General features: G+C 45.5%; 19 protein-coding genes. 12 read left to right on the forward strand and 7 right to left on the reverse strand.

The window, feature by feature from the left end; all coding sequences use genetic code 11:
• Positions 1 to 41: 41 nt before the first annotated feature.
• The 3 genes from C1X04_RS00185 (at position 42) to C1X04_RS00195 (ending at position 4,219) form a co-directional block, all read left to right on the forward strand.
• Positions 42 to 2,924 (forward strand): DUF2235 domain-containing protein, encoded by a 2,883-nt coding sequence (locus C1X04_RS00185; protein ID WP_137168843.1) that lies wholly within the window; start codon positions 42 to 44, stop codon positions 2,922 to 2,924.
• Positions 2,911 to 3,498 carry a hypothetical protein gene (locus tag C1X04_RS00190; protein ID WP_137168844.1) on the forward strand — a complete coding sequence of 196 codons (588 nt, stop codon included), beginning with the start codon at positions 2,911 to 2,913 and terminating at the stop codon, positions 3,496 to 3,498. Before C1X04_RS00185 ends, C1X04_RS00190 begins: the two co-directional genes overlap by 14 nt.
• Before the next feature lie 133 nt (positions 3,499 to 3,631).
• Positions 3,632 to 4,219, forward strand: a complete 588-nt coding sequence (locus C1X04_RS00195) for a hypothetical protein (protein ID WP_137170673.1) — start codon at positions 3,632 to 3,634, stop codon at positions 4,217 to 4,219.
• A gap of 4 nt (positions 4,220 to 4,223) precedes the next feature.
• Here C1X04_RS00195 and C1X04_RS00200 read toward each other — a convergent pair whose 3' ends face one another.
• The gene (locus C1X04_RS00200; RefSeq protein ID WP_137168845.1) at positions 4,224 to 4,826 is read right to left on the reverse strand and encodes a TetR/AcrR family transcriptional regulator; all 603 of its coding nucleotides are present in this window, start codon (positions 4,824 to 4,826) and stop codon (positions 4,224 to 4,226) included.
• 127 nt (positions 4,827 to 4,953) lie between these two features.
• Here C1X04_RS00200 and fabF point away from each other — a divergent pair, with 127 nt between their 5' ends.
• Complete coding sequence (gene fabF / locus C1X04_RS00205; RefSeq protein WP_137168846.1) at positions 4,954 to 6,222, forward strand: beta-ketoacyl-ACP synthase II; 1,269 nt, start codon at positions 4,954 to 4,956, stop codon at positions 6,220 to 6,222.
• An 84-nt stretch (positions 6,223 to 6,306) separates the two neighbouring features.
• Here the strand turns inward: fabF and C1X04_RS00210 are convergent, their stop codons facing one another.
• The 4 genes from C1X04_RS00210 to C1X04_RS00225 form a co-directional block, all read right to left on the reverse strand.
• A complete protein-coding gene (locus C1X04_RS00210) occupies positions 6,307 to 7,629 on the reverse strand; it encodes a TRAP transporter large permease subunit (protein ID WP_217494985.1) in 1,323 nt (440 codons plus the stop codon).
• Positions 7,626 to 8,180, reverse strand: coding sequence for a TRAP transporter small permease subunit (locus C1X04_RS00215; RefSeq protein WP_110576324.1), 555 nt, complete (start codon positions 8,178 to 8,180; stop codon positions 7,626 to 7,628). The genes C1X04_RS00210 and C1X04_RS00215 overlap by 4 nt, the downstream gene beginning before the upstream one ends.
• Positions 8,181 to 8,259: 79 nt before the next feature.
• Entirely contained in the window at positions 8,260 to 9,285 is a 1,026-nt protein-coding gene (locus C1X04_RS00220; RefSeq protein WP_175404868.1) for a TRAP transporter substrate-binding protein, read from the reverse strand.
• A gap of 397 nt (positions 9,286 to 9,682) precedes the next feature.
• A complete protein-coding gene (locus tag C1X04_RS00225) occupies positions 9,683 to 11,572 on the reverse strand; it encodes a methyl-accepting chemotaxis protein (protein WP_137168847.1) in 1,890 nt (629 codons plus the stop codon).
• 357 nt (positions 11,573 to 11,929) lie between these two features.
• On the opposite strand from C1X04_RS00225, the gene C1X04_RS00230 reads away from it, so the two are divergent.
• Positions 11,930 to 12,868, forward strand: a complete 939-nt coding sequence (locus tag C1X04_RS00230) for a LysR family transcriptional regulator (RefSeq protein ID WP_110576328.1) — start codon at positions 11,930 to 11,932, stop codon at positions 12,866 to 12,868.
• A 46-nt stretch (positions 12,869 to 12,914) separates the two neighbouring features.
• Here the strand turns inward: C1X04_RS00230 and C1X04_RS00235 are convergent, their stop codons facing one another.
• Entirely contained in the window at positions 12,915 to 13,640 is a 726-nt protein-coding gene (locus C1X04_RS00235; protein WP_110576330.1) for an FCD domain-containing protein, read from the reverse strand.
• A gap of 217 nt (positions 13,641 to 13,857) precedes the next feature.
• Between C1X04_RS00235 and manD the strand changes: the two genes are divergently transcribed.
• From manD to C1X04_RS00270, 7 genes are all read left to right on the forward strand, one after another.
• Positions 13,858 to 15,069: a D-mannonate dehydratase ManD gene (gene manD, locus C1X04_RS00240; protein ID WP_110576332.1), complete on the forward strand. Its 1,212-nt coding sequence runs from the start codon at positions 13,858 to 13,860 to the stop codon at positions 15,067 to 15,069.
• 6 nt (positions 15,070 to 15,075) lie between these two features.
• On the forward strand, positions 15,076 to 16,098 hold the full coding sequence (locus C1X04_RS00245; RefSeq protein ID WP_110576334.1) for a Zn-dependent oxidoreductase: 1,023 nt from the start codon (positions 15,076 to 15,078) through the stop codon (positions 16,096 to 16,098).
• A gap of 46 nt (positions 16,099 to 16,144) precedes the next feature.
• Entirely contained in the window at positions 16,145 to 17,101 is a 957-nt protein-coding gene (locus tag C1X04_RS00250) for a TRAP transporter substrate-binding protein (protein WP_110576336.1), read from the forward strand.
• Between the two features lie 85 nt (positions 17,102 to 17,186).
• Positions 17,187 to 17,732, forward strand: a complete 546-nt coding sequence (locus tag C1X04_RS00255) for a TRAP transporter small permease (protein ID WP_110576338.1) — start codon at positions 17,187 to 17,189, stop codon at positions 17,730 to 17,732.
• Complete coding sequence (locus tag C1X04_RS00260) at positions 17,732 to 19,006, forward strand: TRAP transporter large permease (RefSeq protein WP_137168848.1); 1,275 nt, start codon at positions 17,732 to 17,734, stop codon at positions 19,004 to 19,006. Before C1X04_RS00255 ends, C1X04_RS00260 begins: the two co-directional genes overlap by 1 nt.
• Before the next feature lie 17 nt (positions 19,007 to 19,023).
• A complete protein-coding gene (locus C1X04_RS00265; protein ID WP_254682296.1) occupies positions 19,024 to 20,481 on the forward strand; it encodes a mannitol dehydrogenase family protein in 1,458 nt (485 codons plus the stop codon).
• Between the two features lie 216 nt (positions 20,482 to 20,697).
• Positions 20,698 to 21,681 (forward strand): TRAP transporter substrate-binding protein, encoded by a 984-nt coding sequence (locus C1X04_RS00270; protein WP_137168850.1) that lies wholly within the window; start codon positions 20,698 to 20,700, stop codon positions 21,679 to 21,681.
• 81 nt (positions 21,682 to 21,762) lie between these two features.
• Here the strand turns inward: C1X04_RS00270 and gabT are convergent, their stop codons facing one another.
• Positions 21,763 to 23,040: a 4-aminobutyrate--2-oxoglutarate transaminase gene (gene gabT, locus C1X04_RS00275; protein WP_137168851.1), complete on the reverse strand. Its 1,278-nt coding sequence runs from the start codon at positions 23,038 to 23,040 to the stop codon at positions 21,763 to 21,765.
• Positions 23,041 to 23,071 lie beyond the last annotated feature (31 nt).

A 23,071-nucleotide genomic window follows, 5' to 3' on the forward strand; every position in this document is an offset into this window, starting at 1 on the left:
CTACATAATTAACATTCATAAACTGCGACAAGGATTTGTCCATGACATACCGCTTGATTAAGCTGGATAGCTTAATGGCAATGGATTTTGCGAACGTTGAAGGTAGTAACTTAGCGCACATTGATGAACGTGAGTTGCAGCCCGCCCTCCCAAAAGGCTGGAGCAACGCCACACTGATCGATAAGGTCCAGTCTGGTGAATACGCTCTGCTGACCGACCGTCCCGCCAAACCGTTACTGATTCAAGAGCGTCAGAAATTTGGTGCTAATGAATGGCGCATTAATTCCGATGCAAAAGACAGTGTAGCAGCAGGATTGCTGGGTGCAGTAACGCAACGTATCAACATGATGGGACAAGGGGCTGGCGCGTCTGAAGACAGTCATCGAGGTAACCTACATCCAGCCAAAGAGCCAGATTACACACCTGAACCCGTTGTTCCCACGCGCGATTCTACACAAGATCCCACCGAGCCTGTTGCCGAATACAATCTAGAAATCGCTTTTTCAAAGAACAAGCCCCAACATCCCGTTGAGCTCAGCGTGACACTCTATGACACTAAGAGCAAATCAATAAAAGGTGACTGGCAAGCGACCCCAACCCAATACGGCACGCGATACACCATCACCACCACGAATAAAGATCCCCATCACCTGCAAATTGATGCTGTAAATCGTGCCATGGGGATCTCTCGTAAAGGCGTGAACTTGGTGCCTATTGGCTCTGGTAAAATCGGGGACGCTTTTATTCCTGTCATGCCGCAAGTGCAATTCGGCGAGCGTTTGGCCTTTGCGACCGCGGGTTATGTGTACCATTTCAAAGGCACCGAACTGGTTCAAAAATACCAATGGCTGGAAGATGGCACATTAACGCCTTTGCCAGATAACAAGAGTACAGACGCCTTTCGTCATACCAGTCTCTATTTGCTGATCTACTGGAAAATGGCCGGTCAGGTGATTACGGACCAACATTTACTGTATCGAACCGACTCCTTAACGAATGACGAATTAAACACAATTTCCACCGACTGGCTAGACGAGCACGCGGTGAAGCTGGATCCCGAAGCCATTTTAGCGGCTTCCGAAACCGCCGAATTACCACGAGACGCTTACCAAAAAGCGGCCCCCAAAAGTAACCTGATTTATCATACCGTGGCAGACAATCCTGCGACTCAGCAGCGTGAAACCTGGGCGGACATCGCCAGCCAATACGGCTTATCCGCCAAAGCACTACTTGAGCAGAATCTCAGTTACAATGCCAACCCCAGCGCGCTAAAAGTAGGCAATGTGCTGACCATAAACCAAAATGCAGCCGAAGCGCCGGTCGAGTTTGAGCGTTTTGAAACGCCACCCGAAGCCCCCAGCACTTACAACAGCGCACAAAACAGTCATTACGTCAGTGACAAAAAACGCTTCACTTTCGCCTATGGCGCGCCGCTTCTGCCCTTAGAACAACGTAAGGTCAAAAAGGGCTTACCCTTAGTCAACGTCAAACCCGAGCGCATTTTGCGCATTGGTCTCTTCTTCGATGGCACAGGGCAAAACAACAAAAATGATGCCTACAAAGAAGACAAGGGCGACAAGTCCCGTACCAATATCGCTAGGTTATTTGAAGCCTACCCAGAAAAAACAGGCGAATCGGCAAAAATTTATGTCTCAGGAGTCGGCACAGTAGATGGGGTATGGCAAACGCCCCAAATGATCGACGAAGGTAAAGACGAAAGTCGCTGGTCTGGTGCAACGGGTCTTTACGATGACAATGGTGCCTTTCAGAAATGGCAGACGTTACTTATTCAGTTAAGGCGTGTCATTACTGATTTGGAGGATAAGGATAAGTACTCATCCATTACCCATCTCGCTTTTGATGTCTTCGGGTTTAGCCGTGGAGCTGCGTTAGCACGACACTTCGTCAATGCCTTGAAAATGGGTTTACCAGACTACAGCCAACCCCGTTCAGGTAGAGATACCAGACACCTTGCCCCGAATTTATTGGGCACCACAGAAGGCGATCAATACAACCCATACGAGGGCTACCAAGCGGACAGCCAACGCAGCGCCAGTGTGCGCTTTTTGGGCTTGTTTGATACGGTGGGTTCCTTCTATATGCCGGGCAATGACGACAATGGCGTGTTTAACTTGCACGTCAACTCGGCGGATGTGGGTCATGCGTTGCAGATCTGTGCTCGCCATGAATACAGAATTAACTTCCCTCTCACCTCCTTGAAAACCCGTGGGCAGCTCGCGCCTAACTTTTATGAAGAGATTTTCCCCGGGGCTCACACCGATGTGGGCGGTGGTTATCCTTTTGTAGAGCAATATTATAAAGATGATTTACACCCACATTTTGGCTACCCCGTAAACAGTACGTACAATCGCGAATTGGTCAAAGTGGAGCCCCTTAATTATGACCATTATCAAAACCATTACCGAGGTGCTATCGCGGATTATCCGGAGTTGGAACAACGACGTCTGCAAAAGGAATGGGAACCAGAATGCCAAGCTCAATACGGTCAGAAAGGGTGGGTTGCCCTTGAAGACAACACCTTCTATTTTTATCGTTTACAGCCCATCGATGCCAGCCTTGCCGGATTGGCTCAAGAGCGAATGAAGCAACAGGCAGAACGATTTGGGGTGGAATGGTTTGAGAAGGAATACAGGCTCCCCCATGATTATGAGAATAATCTTGCCCAAAAAGCATTATGGAGTAAATTAGAGGTTCTGCCTTTAGGGAAAATTTCTCCTCAAGAGTGGCAGACGGAAGTCCCCAATAACTGCATTCATCGTTCTCATGATAGTGTGATTAACCCCGGTTGCAGTGACCCAATCGATAGTCAAGTAAACGGCATTGCTAACCTAGAGGCCTTTAAACGTTATCAGCCTAATGCCCCATTGAACACACCAACAAGAGACATCTATGACAATGAATAAGTTATTCATCATGTTAATTACCGTATTCATGCTCACAGGGTGTGAAGAAAAACCCTTCTATGTCGCCAGTATTGGCAATGCAGGCAGTTTAGATGGTCAATACGGTATTCGAGATATGTCGGTGTCCGATGTATTGGGCGGCGGCGCAGGGTTTGGTTATGGCGCAGTGAATGGCTACCCCGGAGCCAGTGCCGACATCGGTCGTATGGGAGTACCAAAACATATTGAGGGTTTTTGGGCTAAATACGACAAGGATACAACCACGTACTTTAGAATTTCCGCCGACATCGACAGTGAGTTGGCGGAGAAAAAGATTCGGACATTGAGGAATTATTACCAGTTTTTTAAAGGGAAAACTGGCTCAATGCAAGTGCTGGTAGAAAGAGAGAGAGTGAGGATTTTTTATACATTATATTGCTCTCCTTCTTATGATGACTGCACACCGAAGCCAAATGCCGATCCAAACCGTTGGGTAGAAAAAGCACCAGAGTCGGTACGTAATGTCGTCGTGCTATTTGATGGCAAAGGCGAGATGTCATTGACCCCGTTTCCAGATTCGCCTTATGAAAATTAAGCCGTTGTTTGTTTAACAAGATTGCTCACTGTCTCAATCAATGGCCAAGTGAGCGGCATTGCTAACCTAGAGGCCTTTATAGGGTATCAACCCAATACCCCATTGAACACACCAACAAGAGACATCTATGACAATGAATAAGTTATTCATCATGTTAATCACCGTATTCATGCTCACAGGGTGTGAAGAAAAACCCTTTTATGTCGCCAGTATAGGCAATGGCGGTAGTTTAGATGGCCCATACAGCTTGGGAACAATTAGTGTCGCGGATGTATTAGGCGGCGGCGCAGGCTTTGGTTATGGCGCAGTGAATGGCTACCCCGGAGCCAGTGCCGACATCGGTCGTATGGGGGTGCCTAAGCACATAGAAGGCTATTGGGCAAAAAAATATCCACAAGGTGGTTTTCAATATTTTTACCGGATTTCCGCCGACATCGACAGTGAATTGGCGGAGAAAAAGATTCGCACATTGCAGAACTATTATAAACACTTTGAACGAAAAGATGGCTCCATGCAGGTGTTGGTGGAAAAAGAGCGAATTCAAGTATTATATTCCTTATTTTGCCCCTCCAACCGTTTTGATTGCAGCGGTAAAGAAGGTGCTGACCCTAATGGTTGGGTCGTTGATTCGCCGATAAAAGGTTTAGATGTTGTCGTTCTGTTTGATGGTAAGGGCGAAATGTCTCTAACCCCGTTCCCTGATTCACCTTATGAAAATTAAGTTACTAACCTTCCACTGGCTCGCTATTTTTTAATCCGCAGTTGAGTCGACTGACGATGCGTTCTTGGGCGCGTTTTAAAAAGTCGCTTTGCAATGGTTGCGCAAAAGACCGTGCGATGGCGACGGTTCCCACTAATGAAACCACGGTCTCTTCCGCTAGTGCTTCGGCTTCTTGGCTACCACGCTTTTTCAGAATGCCTGCAAGACGGTCGACTAGGCTATCAAAACACGCTTGGTAGGCTTGGCGAACTTTCTCTTCTTTGTGCGCGGCATCAGTTACTAAAAACTCCAATGGTGATGGATGTTCTTTGTCATTTCGTCCCCAGCTAAGGTAGCGAGTCACTAGTGCCTTGATATGGGTTTCTTTTCCTTCGGTCTGTTTGTCGTCCCTCGCCCAAAAAGCGTTGGAGCTAGCGAATTGCATGGCCGCTTCATACAGGCTGCTCTTACCAGAAAAATGCGCATAGAAGGCACCGTGCGTCATGTTGGCTTTTTTCATAATTTGATTCAGCGTGACGCGATCAAAGCCATGGGAGCAAAATAATTTTGCCGCCGCTTGTAATATTCGTTGTCTAGTTTGTTCTTTGTGTCTTGGCGTGTAAGACATTTTTAACCTCCTAGGTAAGTTCCTTTCTATCTCAGTATAAATCGGATTCTAAATATTATCTTGATCATATATAGACTCACCCTAGCATGGTGACTTTCTTTCTGCTGAAACTTAAGAGGGTTATCTCATGTCGCTTAAAGAACGCATTGTTATTACAGGTATGGGTTTGGTGTCACCGCTGGGCTTAGGCGTGGCTTCAGTCTGGGATAGATTGGTTCGTGGTGAATCTGGAATTCGCTCATTACCAACCACCTTATCGGAAGGGCTAAATACGCATATTGCGGGGCAAGTTCCTAGCCAGACAGAGCAAGAAAGCGGTTTGAATGAATCGGACTATTTGACTCCTAAGGATCGCAAACGCGTTGATCTATTTACCTTATTTGCTCTTGCTGCTGCCGAAGAAGCATTAACCCAAGCCAATTGGCGACCAACGACGGCTGAAGACCAAGAAGCCACCGCCACCATCATTGCGACGGGGATTGGTGGCTTGCCAACCATTACTCACGCGCAATCTGTTTTAACGGAACAAGGTGCGCGGCGCTTGTCGCCTTTTACAGTGCCAGCCTTTCTTGCCAATCTTGCCGCGGGTAATGTTTCGATTAAATATGGTTTCAAAGGACCGATTGGTACGCCAGTGACCGCTTGTGCGGCGGGCGTACAGGCGATTGGCGATGCTATGCGCCTGTTGCGAACGGGAGAAGCAAAAGTGGCTCTGGCGGGCGGTACAGAAGCCTGCATCGATCCCTTGTCCCTTGCTGGCTTTGGTGCCTTGAAGGCGCTTTCTACTCGAAATGATGCGCCTGAAAAAGCGTCTCGTCCTTTTGATAAAGACCGTGAAGGTTTTGTGATGGGCGAAGGTGCTGGCCTTGTTGTGCTTGAAACCCTTGAACATGCCTTAGCACGAGGCGCGACACCATTGGCAGAGATCGTTGGCTATGGCACCAGTGGCGATGCTTATCACTTAACGTCTGGCCCAGAAGACGGCAACGGTGCTGCCCGTGCGATGCAAACGGCTCTGACTATGGCGGGCATTTCAGCTGATCAAATTGGCTACGTGAATGCGCATGCTACGTCGACGCCAGTGGGTGATCGTGGAGAGATTAATGCTTTGCGTCGCGTGTTTGGCGAAAAAGTGACAGAGGTTGCGATTTCATCGACGAAATCCGCAACAGGTCATTTGCTCGGTGCTGCCGGTGGCGTGGAAACCATTTTCAGTGCTCAGGCGTTAATCACTGGCATTTTGCCTCCGACCTTAAACCTTGAAAATCCAGAAGACAGCATGGCGGATTTGGATCTTATCCCATTGGTTTCACGTGAAAAAAGTGTCGATTATGTTCTGTGTAACGGCTTTGGTTTTGGCGGTGTCAACGCTGCGATTATTTTGAAGCGCTATTAACTAATCGAGCAAACTTAAACAAAAAAGGCGACTCACGAATAGTTGAGTCGCCTTTTTAATATGGGTGCCCTTTCGGTACCTGTTTTAACCATCCATTAATTGGCTAGGCAACCAGGTTACCAATTCAGGGAACATCATTACGATGATAAGAACCAGAAGTTTCAGTAATACAAATGGCGTAATGGATTTGTAGATATCCAACATGGTGATGCTTGGCGGTGCGATGCCTTTTAGGTAGAACAAGGCAAAACCATAAGGTGGCGTTTGTACAGCAATCTCAATGTTTAGAATCATCAAGATACCGAACCAAATAGGATCGTAACCCAGCGATACAGCAATCGGTGTGAAGATAGGTGCACACATTAGAACGATGATAAATTCATCGATAATGAAGCCTAGCAACAGCATGATCAATTGGAACAACATGATGACGACAATTGGAGGCAAGCCCAAGTCTTGGGTAAAGCCAGCTACCATGCTTTGTACGCCCATCAGTAAGTGGAAGTTACTGAAAACCGACGCGCCAACAATAATCCACATGGCGACACTGACCAGCAACGCCGCTTGCATACCGGCCTTTTGCACCATGCGTGGTTTAAAGCGTTTAAATAAAATCGCTAATACAATCGCGCCGACAACGCCTATTGCGCCGGACTCGGTCGGTGTCGCGATACCCATGATGATACTGCCAAGCACTGCAACGATCAGCAGCAGAGATAATATGCCATCGCGAGCGGTGAGGAACTTCTCTTTTGGTGTAGGTTGAACTTCTGGCACCACATCCATAGGCGCGCGTTTAGGGTTCAACTTACAAGAAATCACCACGTAAGTGATTAACAAGACGATGGTGATCAGCGCAGGAATCAAGGCACCAATAAACATGCGCCCTACTGAGTTCTGTGTTGATGAAGCAAACATGATCATCGGGATGCTGGGTGGAATCAAAATACCCAAGCCACCGCCAGCCATAATCACGCCAAGCGCTAGACGTTTGTCGTAGCCACGTTCCAACATAGGACGCAGTGCGATACTGCCAGACGTCATGATACCTGCGCCGATAATACCGACCATGGCACCGATCATAGAACACACGACAATCACACTGATGGCCAATGAACCACGCACTCGACCAATTAACATTTGGCTGGCGTTGAACATGGCATCGCCAATGCCGGAGCGAGTCAGCAATTGCCCCATGTAAATATACAAAGGTATGGCCAGCAGGATGAAACTAAAATGAGTCGACTCAAGCGTAGTGGGAATAACGTTAAAGAGCGCATCGCCCCAAGTCATGTAACCTATGCCCATGGCGATACCGCCAAGCGCTAAACCAACAGGCGCACCCAAGGCAAACGACGCTATGATGCAGGCGAATAAAATGCCCGTTAATAATTCAATACTAATCATGGTGCCGTTTCCTCTTGCTCTGTCTGTGCTTTTGGCAATAAAGGTTTGCCAGTAATTGCTTGATGTAAGGAATCAATCCAGTCGCTGGAAAGTTGCAAAATTAGCAGCACGCTAGCGATTGCCATCATTAACCAGTAATGATGCATTTGAGGAGCCCATTCACTTTGGCGTCGGTAGTTAAACTCGAGCGCTTCTTCAAACTTACCTATGCTCATTTTGCAGACGATGATCATGAAGAACATGGCGAGAGCGAATGAAAATAGGTTAAATATGCTTTTGGTTCGAGCAGAGACTTTGTTGTAAAGAATGTCGACATTAATGTGGGCGCGTTGCTGTTGGGCATAAGCACCGCCTAGAGCCGCAATATACCCAAAAATAAATAACGACGTGTCGTAAGCCCAAATGGTTGGACTGTCTAAGATGTAACGAGAGAAAACCTCGAAAGCAACGACAAATGCTAATACTGGCATTAGGTAGGAAACGGAATTCCCAATGAACGCCACCAATGCGTGGACGCCTAGACAATAGCGTCTAATCGCAGTCATTATCATTGTATTGTACCTGTAAGGATGGATCGGAAAACTAAAACGGCCTTCATCAAGAAGGCCGTTTTGGTCAGTGCTAGGTTAATTATTTCTGTTCTTTACGTAGAACGTCAATCAACTCTTTGCTGTATTTGTCTGCTGCTGCGTACTCATCCCAAAGTTTCGCACCTGCTGCTTTCCAAGCTGCTTTGTCTTCTGCACTTGGCTCTGGGCTCCACTGAAGGCCTTTTGCTTCCATATCAGCAACCGCTTCAGATTCCCAAAGTTTAGACTTAGTCATTTGCTCTTGAGCGTGGACAGTTGTCGCCGCTTTAACAATCGCTTTCAAGTCTGCTGGCAGTTTGTTCCAAGCGCTTTGGTTTACGATGATAGGTAACACTTGTGCACCAGCTAGTGGAAGTGGGTACATGTATTTCGCTACTTCAACGTGGTTACCATCGCGGTGGTCGATCATGTTAGAGCCAATAGACCCGTCGATTACACCAGTAGATAGCGAGGTGTAAATTTCAGACCAAGCAAGAGAAACCGGAGAAGCACCTAGATTACGTAGGAATTTGCCGTATGCACCTGGCGCACGGATTTTCAAACCTTTGAAGTCTTCAACAGAGTTGATTGGTTCCTTAGTGATAACGTAAACCGCTGGCTGAATGTAAGGGTCAAGCCAAACTAGACCTTGAGCACCGTACGCTTCTTTAAGAATAGGAGCCCAGCCTTTTTCTTGGAACAAAGTCGTTAGCTCACCAACGTCACTGGTACCGCCAGGTAAACCGATTTCAACCAAGCCTGCTGGAAGCTCGCCCGCGTTCAAAGATTGGAAGGTCGCGCCCATGGTGATTAGGCCTGTTTTTACGGCACCAAAAATGCCAGAAGAACCTACACCTTCACCGTCGTACAAAACTTGTACCTTGATGCGTCCGTCAGACATAGTCTCAATGTTTTTGGCTAAATCTTCATACACTGCACCAAATGCAGAGCCTCGGCTGTATAGGTTGGCGAAGCGCCAGTTATAATCCGCAGCGTTAGCAGAAGAAGCGACAGCGCCTAATCCAAGAGCTACCGCTAGAGAGCTTACAACCAATCGTTTTTTTACTTTTAGTATCGTCTTAATCATTGAGCTACCTCGAGTGCAAAAGTGCATAAAAAAGTCACGTCTTTATTGTTGTGACGCCTTGTATTCGATACTTTCAAAAAGGCTGTCACCATTAAAGCGCGTAAAATCTATCTAAAGTTTTGTGGCTATCAAACAATTAAAAAAGTGAAAAGCCTTTTAAAATCAGTTAACTAAAGGAATTCTACGCACAAAAATCGTGCGTAACGCACCATAACAGAGCAAATATTAGGTGAAAGGAGTGCATCATTATAGTGAATAATATTGATCTATGGTGTTGAAAACGTGCATGTTTTTTGCTTTTTCTAAATATAGATCTGAATATAACGTTCAATAACAAAAACGCCCCAAAGCGGGGCGTGTTATTTTTTCAGATCATTCAAGCAGGCTTTAAAAATCGTTAATTGATGTCAAAACCTTGTATCTGTTGAGCTAATTCGTTTGTTTGATGATGAACATTTTTATTCGCCATTTGGATAGATTGGGTTGCGGCGTGATTGTCTTTTATATCCTGAGCAATGATGTCCATATCTTGCGCCATTTGTGCTGTTGTTAATGCCACCTCTTTAATCGCTTGAGTAATTTCCTGCGTATGGTTCATTGCTTCTAGTGTATTTTGCTCGACTCGATGGATCGTTGTGACAGCGTTTTCACCTTGCTCTTTACTTCGGCTAACTTTCTTAAGGCTCAGCGTCATAGCATCAATGACTGTTTGTGTTTCTTTCTGAATATTTTCGACTTTCTCTGTAATACTTCCCGATGCTTTGACCGTTTGCTCTGAAAGCGTTTTAACTTCGTCGGCGACAACAGCAAAGCCTCGGCCAGCTTCCCCAGCACGAGCAGCCTCAATGGCGGCGTTAAGAGCCAATAGACTTGTTTGCTCTGCGACACCGACGATGAGCTCAATAACCACATCAATCTCTTTAGACAGTGCACCAAGACGATCAACTCGTTCGTTGGTGTCTTGAATAGTGTCTGCCACATCGCTAATGCTGGTCATGGCGTCACGCATGGCAGTGACACCGCTGGTTGCGGATTCATAAGCAACATTGGCGGCGCTCTGCACATTTTGTGTCATAGACTGCACTGTATCTGCGGTGGCAGATATTTCTTCTGTAGAGGCAGCCAAAGTGTTACTGCGATCTCGTATACGCTCGCTGCCGCTGACGATGGTTTGAATACCGCTGTCCAGCTCATCGGCCGTGAGCACCAGCTTTTCATTGCTATTAATTAAGTGGCTGATCAATAAGCGCAGGCTATCGGACATTTGGTTGGAAGCAATAAAAAGCTGTTGGAATTCATCTGGATTGCTGGAATCTTGGTTCTGTTGACGGGAACGAAGCTTGCCTTGCGCCACCTCTTTTAATACGGCTAATACAGCTGTTAGGTTGCGACTCAAAGAGCGAATCACAGTCGACAAGATAAAACCGATAACCAGCGCCAATACAATACAGGCGATCACCAAAGAACTACGGGCTTGTGTCGCTGTTTCTGTTGAACGTATTTGAGCCTTAGCCAGTAAGGTGTTTTGCAGGTAATAGGCGCTTTCATCCATGGCTTGCGTGTATTGATTGCTTAATGTTGTGAGTTCGCGTTGTTGTTCCTTTATGGCAATAGAGAGAGCAATAACCGGTGCTAAGGCATCTTCATAGGTTTGAATCATTGGGCCGAAGACATCGCCAAAGCCGATGTTATTAACATTGTTCTTGAGCGTTTGAATCGCGGTCTGAAGGTCTGCTTGGTGTGTCGCATCGCTGTAAGCCAGAAAGTCTTTTTCTTTCGCCCTCACCTCTTTGAAACTGGCGGCAAAACTTGCTAATGATTTGAGCTGTTCCGCTAACGCTTGTGCAGATTGATTCAAGTGACCCAGTGCGCCAGTGTTGCTACTTAACCCAAGTGTCGTTAAGTTTTGCAGGTTGTTTTCAAGCGCGGATAAATAGTTAGGCTGTAGAGCTTGGCTGTTTGCTAAGAGAGTCTTACCTTGGGTATCGAGTAAATCCGCTCGAATGCTGAACCCGGTAGAAGTGGCATGTTTGATATCCGCTAATGTTGCGCTGATCGCATCAATGTTATCAGGGGAGAGAGTGGTCATTTCGCGTTCAAATTTTAGCAGGGCAATTTCAACGTCTTTGACTTCGCTGGTGAGTCTGCTTAGTTCGGTGGCATCGTCTGAGGCTCTGGACATTTGCGATAAGTTATAAATGGAATAAGCTCCAAAGCCTGCGTAACCAATACAGACCAACACCACAATAGCAATCAGCTTCTGACGAACGGATAACGCGATAGACATATAACCTCCTTTAAACCCCTTTCTAAAAAGAAGGGCAAGCAATCAAAACGACAAAAAAGGCCTGTTTATCAAGTAAGACAAACAGGCCAAAATAACGTGCTGGAAGAACGAAATGAAAGGCCTGTATCCAGTTGTTAACTTAAGAGCATTGCCAAATCATTTCAGGGTATAACCATGCGGATACGAATCATCCTGAATGCACAAAACGCCGTCATGAAGGCATTTTGTCTGCGGTAGCCGACATCTCTTACCTTAAAGAAGCAGAAAGGGGGATGAAAGTAGCTTAAATCAATGTAAAGTTAGAGAATCAACGAACTTAAATTGCGACGATTAGGTTAGTACAGGTGGGGAGAGGCAATGAGCGTTAAAAATTATTCACTGGGACAGGTCGGTGATTATGAAATCAAACAGTTAAAAGTCTTTAAAACCGTCGTTGATTGCGGTGGATTTTCGGCTGCAGAAACCTCTCTTAATATTGGTCGATCGACCATTAGCCTGCATATTTCTAATCTAGAAGCCCGTCTGAATCTTGTTTTGTGTAAGCGTGGCCGTGGTGGTTTTTCTCTGACGGAAGAAGGCGTCATCATTTATAAAATGACCGAGAACTTACTCGAATCATTAGACGCGTTTCGAACCACGGTTAATAACTTAAACGCCAGCTTGACGGGAAAGCTTCGCCTCGCGCTTTCTGACAAAGTGAGTTTAGATCCGCGTAGTCACTTCCCTGAATTAATTCAGCGTTTTTCCACTGAAGCGCCAGAAGTATCGATCACTACTAACGTGTCCTCCATGTCGAACATTGAACGCATGATTTTGAATGACGAGGCTGATATCGGCTTTATTCCTTATCATCGTAAACTGGACGGACTAAGTTACGTGCATTTATACAGCGACGATTGTTATCTGTACTGTGGTAAGGATCATCCTTTGGCGCTGATGTCTGCCGAAGAGCAGAACGAACAGGTTAACCAATTTCCAGCGACTCACGCGGGATTAAAGCCGCACGAAGCGATCAGTGAACAAATTTCAGGAATGAACCTCACGGCGATTTCGTATTTTTATGACAGTCGTCTGGCGCTGATCTTATCCGGTCGTTATATCGGCTTTTTGCCAGAACGCTATGCAGCGGCTTATATAGAGTCTGGGAAAATTGTTGCTGTCGCGCCTGAACACCGCTCTTACACCTTAGGTGTTGCGGTGATTTGTAAGAAAACCACTCAGCCTAATAAACCTCGTGAATTATTCCTGAAAGTGTTGCATCAAACCGTTGAAGAACTCATTTCGGCACCGTATTAGAGGTTTTGACACAGCTCGAAACATGTAGCAAACCTCAACCGTATAACTAATTATGCGGTTGAGCAAAAAGGTAGCCATCAAAATCTGGGGCTTCCGTATCTGACAGCTTAAATAAGGTTTGTTTAACGTTCTCTAAATGCTGCCACATGGCTTGTCTTGCTCCCTCTGCATTTCGTTTGCGCAGCTGAACGAGTACCTTTCTATGATCGTCTAACCATTGATCGTGATATGACGTGTCTTGTATGCGAGCGTGGAGTTTTTTCCACATAGGATTGCCATCTTTCATATCCCATAAGCGAGTCGCTGTATCAAGCAAGACAGTATTTTGAGTTGCTTGAGCGATAGAGAGATGAAAGTCTCGATCCGCACTATTGGCTTTTTCAACAATTTCTAATTCTGCACTTTCGATATCTAGAATATCCTGCAGTTTTTGTAGGTCATGTTTAGTGATGACTGGTGCTGCGCAGGCGGCAATTGAGCTTTCAATCTCTTGACGCGCTTGCAATAGCTCAAACGGACCGACATCCGAGACCTGAGCAATGGCCTGTAAAGAAGAGAGACTATTTTTCAAATAACTGCCTGAGCCTTTTCTAACTTCTATCAGCTCTTCAATTTCCAGCATGATGAAGGCTTCTCTTACCAAGGTTCTGCTGACGCCAAATAATTCTGCGTAAACACGTTCCGTTGGTAACTTATCACCAATCTTCATTGTGGATTTTGCAATTTCTTGTTTAATGCTCTCGCCAATTTCTCTGTAGAGTCGTTCTGCCATAGGAGGATTCTTAGTTACTTTCATTATCAATAATCTGGTATGCCATTTTTACGCAAGCTGTACTTAAAGTCGATATTTTAATCAATTCAGTGGCAGGGAATTGTGATTTGGTATGCCAATTTTGTCTTTTCTACTTGTTAGGCGTGAATTTTTCAGCTATTTTGTCAAAATAATAGGTATTTGGCATACCAAAAAAAATAATTAGGTATCGTAGTTTATGAAAATTCGATCTGCAAAAGTAATAGTGACCTGTCCAGGTCGCAACCTAGTCACATTAAAGATAGAAACAGACGAAGGTGTTTATGGCATTGGTGACGCGACGCTTAACGGTCGTGAAAAGTCGGTTGTTTCTTATCTTGAAGACCATGTTATCCCTACCCTAATTGGCAAAGACCCACAGCGAATAGAAGACATTTGGCAGTACTTGTACCGTGGTGCTTATTGGCGTCGAGGCCCTGTTGGCATGACGGCGATTGCCGCTGTTGATGTTGCTTTGTGGGATATTAAAGCCAAGCTCGCTGGTATGCCTTTGTATCAATTGTTGGGTGGCAAAAGCCGTGAAAAAGTCATGGTTTATGGTCATGCCACTGGGCTAGATATCGATTCTTGTCTTGAGGAAGTTCGTAAGCACGTTGAACTAGGCTACAAAGCGGTTCGAGTGCAATGTGGCATACCAGGTATACCAACGACCTATGGTGTGTCCAAAGAAGCGGGCAAACCCTATGAGCCTGCAGATTCTGCGCTACCTTCTGAGAATGTATGGTCGACGGAAAAGTACCTTAATCATGTTCCTGAGCTCTTTGCTGCTGTACGCAAAGAGTTCGGTGAAGACTTGCATATACTGCACGATGTACATCATCGCCTTACTCCTATCCAAGCCGCTCGTTTGGGTAAAGAAGTGGAGAAATTTCACTTATTCTGGCTAGAAGATTGTACGCCTGTTGAAAATCAGTCTTCCTATGAATTGATTCGTAAGCATACGACAACGCCGCTCGCGATTGGTGAGATCTTCAATAGTCTGTCTGATTGCCAAGAGTTGATTCAAAATCAGCTAATCGATTATATCCGCGCCACCATTACCCATGCTGGTGGCATAACCAATGTTCGTCGGATTGCCGATTTCGCGTCAATATTTCATGTTAAAACAGGCTTCCACGGCGCGACGGATCTTTCCCCTATTTGTATGGGGGCTGCGCTTCATTTTGATACTTGGGTGCCGAACTTCGGCATTCAAGAACACATGCCGCATACCAAGGAAACGGATCTTGTTTTCCCTCATGCGTATGAGTTCAAAGATGGCTTCTTTACACCGGGAGATGTACCTGGCCACGGTGTCGACATTGATGAAGAGCTTGCGGCTAAATACCCTTATAAACCAGCCTATCTTCCGGTGAACCGCCTAGAAGATGGCACCTTGTGGAATTGGTAGAAAACTATGAAAGCGTTTCAAGTAGCAAATGTAAATGACTATGCATTGATCGATACCAAACAGCCTGTTGCAGAAGCTGGTGAAGTATTGATTAAAACCGCCTTTGCCGGAATTTGTGGATCTGATCTTCACATTATTCATGGGCAAAACCCATTTGTTCAATTTCCCCGCATAACAGGGCATGAGTTTTCGGGTGTTGTTGCAGCGATTGGCGAAGGCGTTACGCACGTTAAAGTAGGCGATAAAGTCTGCGTCGACCCTGTTATTAGCTGTGGCGAATGTTATGCCTGCCGCGCTGGCCGTTTTAATGTATGCGCAAAATTGCAAGTGTTTGGCGTACACCGTAATGGCGGCTTTGGCGAATACACCAGTGCACCAGCAAGCAACGTATTAGTGCTTCCAGATAATGTCACGCTTGAGCAAGCGGCATTAGTTGAGCCGTATTCTATTGCAACGAATGTCTTATCGCGCATGGAGCCGATTGCTGGTGACACCTTGCTGGTGTACGGCGCTGGCGTGATTGGACTGACGATCGTGCAAGTGGCGAAAGCCATGGGCATCGAACGCATCATTGTTACCGATATTGTTGATGAGCGCTTAGAAACAGCCAAAGCGCTTGGTGCAACGGACGTGATCAATAGTCGAGTAAACAAAGTAGAAGACTGTATCCAAGAATGGACTAACGGTGAAGGTGTACCTTTGATTGCCGATGCCGCTTGTATTCCAGCTCTTCTACCTGAAATTTTACGTATCGCCTGCCCTGCTGGACGCATTGGCTTGTTGGGCTTTACCTCTACGCCAAGCGATCTTGCGCAAATTGAAGTGATTAAGAAAGAGCTGACGATAGTTGGCTCTCGCCTTAATAACCGCCGTTTTCCTCAAGTGCTTGAAATGATTTCGTCAGGCCGTTTGGATCCTTTGGCTTTAATCAGCCATCGAATCGCGTTAAACGACATTGGCGATGGTATTCAGTTAATGGAAAACCACCCAGAACTCACTCGTAAAGTGCTTGTTGAGATGAGTAAGTGATTGATAAACCCATAATATAAATCTAACAATAAAAACGGAGTTCCCCATGATTAAACCAATGCTAAAAGCCGCCGTTATTTCTTCTATATTGATGGCGGGTCTATCCCACGCTGCCGATGTTACTTTGAAGTTTGGCTACCCTGCCAATGAAGAAAATATTTGGCATAAAGCCGCGTTGAAATTCAAAGAAGTAGCCGAAACACAATCCAATGGTCGTATCGACGTTAAGCTTTACCCTAATGAGCAATTGGGTAAAGAAATGGAGGTGATCAATAGCATTCAGCTTGGTACAGCAGATATGACTATAACAGGTGAGTCGCTACAAAACTGGGCTCCAAAAGCGGCTTTGATGGCGGTTCCTTATGCGTTCACTAGCTCAGAACAACTGCAAAAAGCGGTTAATGGTGAAGTGGGTAAAGAAATCACGGATCAAATTACTCAGCGTACCGGGCTACAACCTATTGCTTGGTTTGAGCGTGGTCCACGTCATCTAACATCTAACCGTAAAATTCAATCTCCAAGCGACTTAGATGGTTTGAAGTTGCGCGTACCTAACGTTCCTTTGTTTGTGAAAACGTGGCAAGCATTAGGCGCCAAACCTATTCCTATGGCGTTTAGTGAAGTGTTTACTGCGTTACAGCAGAATACGATTGATGGACAAGAAAACCCACTTAGCTTGATTAACAGCGCGAGTTTCTACGAAGTTCAGAAATATGTGAATTTGACGGGTCACGTTCGTAGCTGGATTTATGTGGTAATTGGTCAAGACAAGCTAAACAGCATGCCTGCAGACTTGCGCGCTATTGTTTTAGAAGCTGGTAAGCAAATGCAAAGTTATGAGCATGGTATGTTTGCAGCAGATGAAGCGAAGTTGCGTTCTACCCTAGAGTCTCGTGGCATGGAGTTTGTGCAACCAGATCTTGAAGCATTTAAAGCTGCGGCTCAAAAAGCAGTACAAGAATCGCTTACACCTGAGCAACTTGCACTTTATAACAAGATCTAGTTTTTTATAAAAAATCTAGATGCGTTTCAAACGCCCGTTTTTGTTGTAGACCAGCAAGAACGGGCCTTTTTTGGAGAAAAGTGCGATGAGTACCTCATCTCAAACCAATAACCCAAAAGGCTATATTGGCAAGTTGGAATACGGCATCCAATTGTTATTGCGCATAGCTGATTGGGTATTTTCTGTATTAGCCGTATCGGCTTTGCTGGCAATTGCAGCCGTTGTTGTTTTGCAAGTTTTCTCTCGCTTCTTGTTGCCCAGTTCTCCTATCTGGACTGAAGAACTCTCTCGCTATTTATTTGTATATCTTATCGTCATGGGCTCAGGGTTGGTGATTCGTCATAATCGCCATGTGCGGCTGGAACTGTTTCAAGGTGCATTAAATAGATTCTGGAACAAGGTATATCAAATTTTTTGCCACCTTTTGGCGGGTAGCTTTGCCATTTATATTCTGCCGTATGCAATTAAATACGCGCAAGTTGGGCGTTGGCAAACCTCTCCTGCTCTGGAAGTCCCCATGTATTGGGCTTTTTTATCCGTGAGTTTTTTCTTTGCCTTAACGGCGTTTTATAGCTTTATGAGTGTTGTGCTTGTATTGCTCGATCGAGATGATCAAGAGGTAACCTCATAATGGAAATCATTTTATTGTTTGCCGTGTTTTTTCTATTACTACTTGTGGGTGTGCCAATTGTTTTCTGTTTGGGGGTTGCCTCACTAACCTATTTAACGATGGCGGGAATCCCTTTAACAATAGTGCCTCAACGTTTATATGCCGGTATGGATTCATTCGTATTGCTCTGTATTCCAGGGTTTATACTGGCCGGTAATTTAATGAACGTGGGTAATATCACCGATTATATTATTCGCTTCAGTAATGCGTTATTAGGTCATATTCGTGGTGGTCTTGGTCTAGCGAATGTTGGTGGCTCAATGATCTTTGGCGGTATTTCCGGTACGGCCGTTGCCGATACGGCAAGTATTGGTGCTGTGATGATTCCTGGTATGGCGAAAAGTGGTTATGACAAACCTTTTGCCGCCGCCGTTACAGCGGCGTCTTCGACGATTGGACCGATTATTCCACCTAGCGTCCCGATGATTATTGTGGGTTCATTAAGCGGTATTTCCGTTGGCAAAATGTTTTTAGCGGGTGTCGTCCCCGGTATCATGTTGGGTTTAGCTATGATGGTGACGGCGTATATTATTGCCGTGAAGCGTCAATACCCTCGTGAAAAGCGCGCAACCTTAAAGGAAATCTTTACGGTAGGTAAAGGGGCTTTCTGGGCACTTTTGATGACCTTTATCATCCTTTACGGGATCATAGGTGGGCTCTTTACGCCAACTGAAGCTTCTATTATGGCTAGCCTTTATGCTTTTGTTGTCGGCATGTTTGTCTACAAAGGTCTGACTTGGAAAAACCTTCCTAAATTATTAGTTGATACTGTTTTAAGTTCTACCAGCTTGCTGTTATTGGTTGGGATGGCGAATTTATTCGGTTGGATTCTAACCAGTGAGCAAATTCCACAAATGCTGGCGAGTGCTATTTTTAGCATCAGCGAGAACCCATTGGTCGTCATCCTAATTATCAACATCGTATTATTGATTGTTGGTGGTTTTATGGAAACCATCGCGGCACTGATTATCCTATTCCCTACGTTATTGAAAGTGGCGGAAGGCATAGGCATGGATCCCATTCACTTTGGTGTGATGGCTGTGCTTAACTTGATTATCGGCTTAACAACGCCGCCTGTTGGGGTGTGTTTATTTGTGGCCGCAGGTATCAGTGAATTGCCTATGACGGCAATTGTAAAAGCGATTTGGCCTTTCTTGTTATGTAACCTTGCTGTGCTTTTACTGGTTTCTTATGTCCCAGCTATTTCATTATGGCTGCCTTCGCTGTTGGGTTAATTAGGATTATATAAATAATGAAAGTACAAGATATAAAGAGCCAGATCGACGTTAGTAAGCATGATATAGGCATCGTCCACATTGGTTTAGGGGCTTTTCATCGCGCTCATCAAGCCGTCTATGTAGAGCAAACGCTTGCTGTGCATGGCGGTGATTGGATGATCGCCAGTGCCAACATTCGCTCGAATTATAGTCTGGTTGAGCAAATGCATGCGGCGCAGCATTGTTATCATGTGGTGGAATATGCTGATACGAGCCATGCAAATCTAAGAGAAATTAAGGCAATTAAAAACACGTTTTTCTGTGGCTCAGATGAAGGTAGAGAAGCACTGCTTGCGCAAATGAGTGCACCTGCGACCAAGATTGTGACGCTAACGGTTACAGAAAAAGGCTATTATTTATCGCCTTCTACTGGCGAGTTGTTGCTAGATGCGCCTGAGATTCAACACGACATGGCGTCGCCATCACAACCTAAAACGGCTTTAGGTTTGATCCTAGAATCATTAAAACAACGTCGTGCTAAAGGCCTTGCTGCCTTTACCGTGTTGTCTTGTGACAATATGCCACATAACGGTGCTCGTGCTAAAGGCGCCGTAGTGGCGTTAGCCAAGACGCAGGATGATGAATTCGCCCAATGGATTGAAAGCAACGTTGCATTTCCAAATTCCATGGTAGATCGCATTGTTCCTGCGGTATCTGAGCAAGATCTTGCGATGATAAAAGCAGACACAGGCATCACTGAGCCTACGGCGGTGAAGTGTGAACAATTTAGTCAGTGGGTAATAGAGGATAACTTCCCTGCTGGTCGTCCGCAGTGGGAATCTGCAGGTGTGCAGATGGTGGCTGATGTGTCTAGCTACGAAATGATGAAGTTGCGGATGCTGAACGGTAGCCATTCATTATTAGCTTATTTGGGCTCTATTGCTGGCTTAAAAACGGTCGCTGATGCGATGCAAGACAAGAAAATTCGTGCCTTTCTTGAACATTATATGATGCAAGAAGTCGCGCCGACTTTACCTAGCTTCGATCCAACGGAATTATCGACGTATTGCCAGCAGCTGTTAGCACGGTTTGAAAACGACAGTTTGCAGCACCAACTCAAGCAAATTGCGATGGATGGCAGCCAAAAACTACCACAACGCTGGTTGAGTGGCTTAACGGAGTTGCAGGCAAAAACACTGGCGGCACCAGGGATTGAGCTTGGTATTGCTGGTTGGATGGCCTTTCTTTGTAATGCGGAGCAGAATCAGCAGAGTATTAATGATCCGCTTGAAGGTGTTTTGTTTGAGTTGGTGACGCGTTATCGAGGTGATTCGGTCAGCTTAGTTGCCTCTCTATTGCAGCGTAACGATATTTTCCCTGCGGCTCTGGCTACAAACGAGGCGTTATTGTCACGTCTTGTGCACTTATTGGATGACCTGTTAGCGGGCGTTAAGGTTCAGAGCTTGATGGAGAAAATATACCAACAAGCTTGATAGGTGAATGGCAAAGCATGATTACTAGGCGCTCTTATTTTAATAAGAGCGCCTTTTTTATCGGTTGAATTTATGCAGTGGCAGGATACAATTTTTAACCAAAAGCTGAAAATTCGAAAAGTTTTTCTGAGATGAAGGGTGTATTGTTAATTACATATTGGTAAAAGCAATTTTTACTTTTTTGTTATTTTTAGGACAGACATTTAGGGCAGCGATATGAAAAAAATCATGATACTGACCTCCACTTTGTTAATGGCGTTTACCGCTCATGCTGCTTCTGTGAGCATCGCTTTAGATGCCGCTCCTAATCGAGAAGGTTCTGGCACATATCGATACGTCGACAACTTATTGCTCTCTTTGAATGAAGCGGGTTGGGAGACTGAGTCGTTCCCTCGTAACAGTATAGGAGGGGAAAACGAACGCCTTTCTATGGTGCGTACAGGGACCTTAGACATATCTATGTCCCAATATTCTTCAGCGGCGCAGTTTGTTCCTGAAATGCGGGTCTTGCAGCTTCCTTATATATTCAAAGACACAGATCATCAATATAACTTTTTTGTAAACAGCCATTATCTTGATAGCGTGAATAGACGCTTATCAGGTGAAGGGTTGCGGATATTAGCGGTTGTACCAACGGGTGGCTTTTTAGGCATTTTTAATGATGAGAAAACCATTAGAACGGTCAAAGATATGTCCGGTTTGCGTATGAGGGCGTTAGATGAAAACCAGCTTACTATTTTTCAAAAGATGGGCGCGAATGGCGTATTAATTCCCTTTTCAGAGGTGCCTAATGCGTTGCGTGTCGGCATTGCGGATGGGTATTTAAATGCATCGTCTGTGCCGATTATTTTCAACCATACAGGCCTGTTAAAATATTTTACTGATGCCAAGGTGATTATGTCTGCCCGTTTGGTGTTGGCTTCCCAATATTGGTGGGATAATTTAACCCAAGCCGAAAAAGAACAGTTCACGACCTTGTCGCTTGCCGCACAGAAAGAGGTGTTTGAATGGGTGAAAGTGTCAGAAGACAATTATCATAAAGCACTGGTTGATGCAGGTATAACGGTCTATAAACCAACAGAAGAGGAGCTATTAACGTTTAAGGCGTCAGTGGCGACAATGAATCAGCAAGTAAATGGTGTGCCTTTCGAGCGTGTGGTACAGCTGCAGAAGATGATTAGTGACTACAGAACGGATTGACTGTTATTGGGCACGTTTGATTGGTATAAAAAAATGCGGTTCTGATGATTCAGAACCGCATTTTTGTTGTCACGCTAAAACTTAAACAAGTTCTTTAAAGCAGCGTTTGAAGATTTCCATGCCTTCATCGATGATGTCCATTTCGATGGTCAAAGCAGGTAGGAAACGAATTACGTTACCGCGAATACCACAAGAAAGTAGAACTAGACCATTTTCTGCCGCTTTTGCAGATAGCTTTTTAGCAAGTTCAGGGTAAGGTTTGTTCACATCGCCATCGTGTACAAATTCCACTGCGATCATTGCACCTGCATTACGTACTTCACCAATAATCTGTGGATACTCAGCTTGCATAGCATTTAGGTGTTTAACGAAGTGAGCGCCTACTTTCACTGCGCGGTCACACAGTTGTTCCTCTTCGATCACATCGAATACTGCAAGACCTGCTGCACAACCTACTGGAGAACCACCGTAAGTGCCGCCTAAGCCGCCAGGAATCGGTGCGTCCATAATGTCTGCTTTACCCACCACCGCTGCGATTGGGAAGCCGCCAGCAATGCCTTTTGCCGCTGTCATAAGATCCGCTTCAATGCCTGCTTGTTCGTGGCAGAACATAGAACCAGTACGCGCGAAACCTGCTTGGATCTCATCAAGAATTAATAGAATACCGTGATCGTCACATAGCTTACGAAGTTTCTGTAGGAAGCTTGCAGATGCGATATAGAAACCACCCTCGCCTTGTACTGGCTCGATGATGATTGCAGCCACGCGAGAAGGCTCGATGTCGCAAGTGAAGCGCATTTGAAGGTCAGCAAGTGCTTGCTCTTCAGTAATGCCTAAATAGTCATTTGGGTAAGGGATATGGAAAATATCGCTTGGGAAAGGACCAAAACCAATTTTGTAAGGGTTCACTTTACCCGTTAGACCCATGGTCATGTTGGTACGGCCATGGAAGCCACCGTTGAAGGCAATAATGCCTGGACGGCCTGTGTAGGCACGAGCAATCTTCACACAGTTCTCAACCGCTTCTGCGCCTGTAGTAACGAAGATGGATTTTTTCGGTGTATCGCCTGGTGCTGCAGCGTTTAGCTTCTCTGCCAATGCGACCGCGGATTCGTATGGACTAACCATCACACAAGTGTGAGTGAAGCGCTCAAGTTGTGCTTGAACCGCTGCTTTTACTTTTGGATGGTTATGACCTGTGTTAACCACTGCGATGCCCGCACCAAAATCGATGTGACGCTTGCCTTCCACGTCCCAGATTTCTGCGTTCAGAGCACGGTCAACATACACTGGAGCCATGTTGCCTTGCCCACGAGCAATGGCGCTTTCTTTGCGTTTTTGTAGATCTGCGTTGTTCATATCGTCTTTCACCTTTAGAGCAAGCTCTGTA

This window comes from Marinomonas sp. FW-1, assembly GCF_005222245.1.
In the GTDB taxonomy this organism is placed as follows: domain Bacteria; phylum Pseudomonadota; class Gammaproteobacteria; order Pseudomonadales; family Marinomonadaceae; genus Marinomonas; species Marinomonas alcarazii.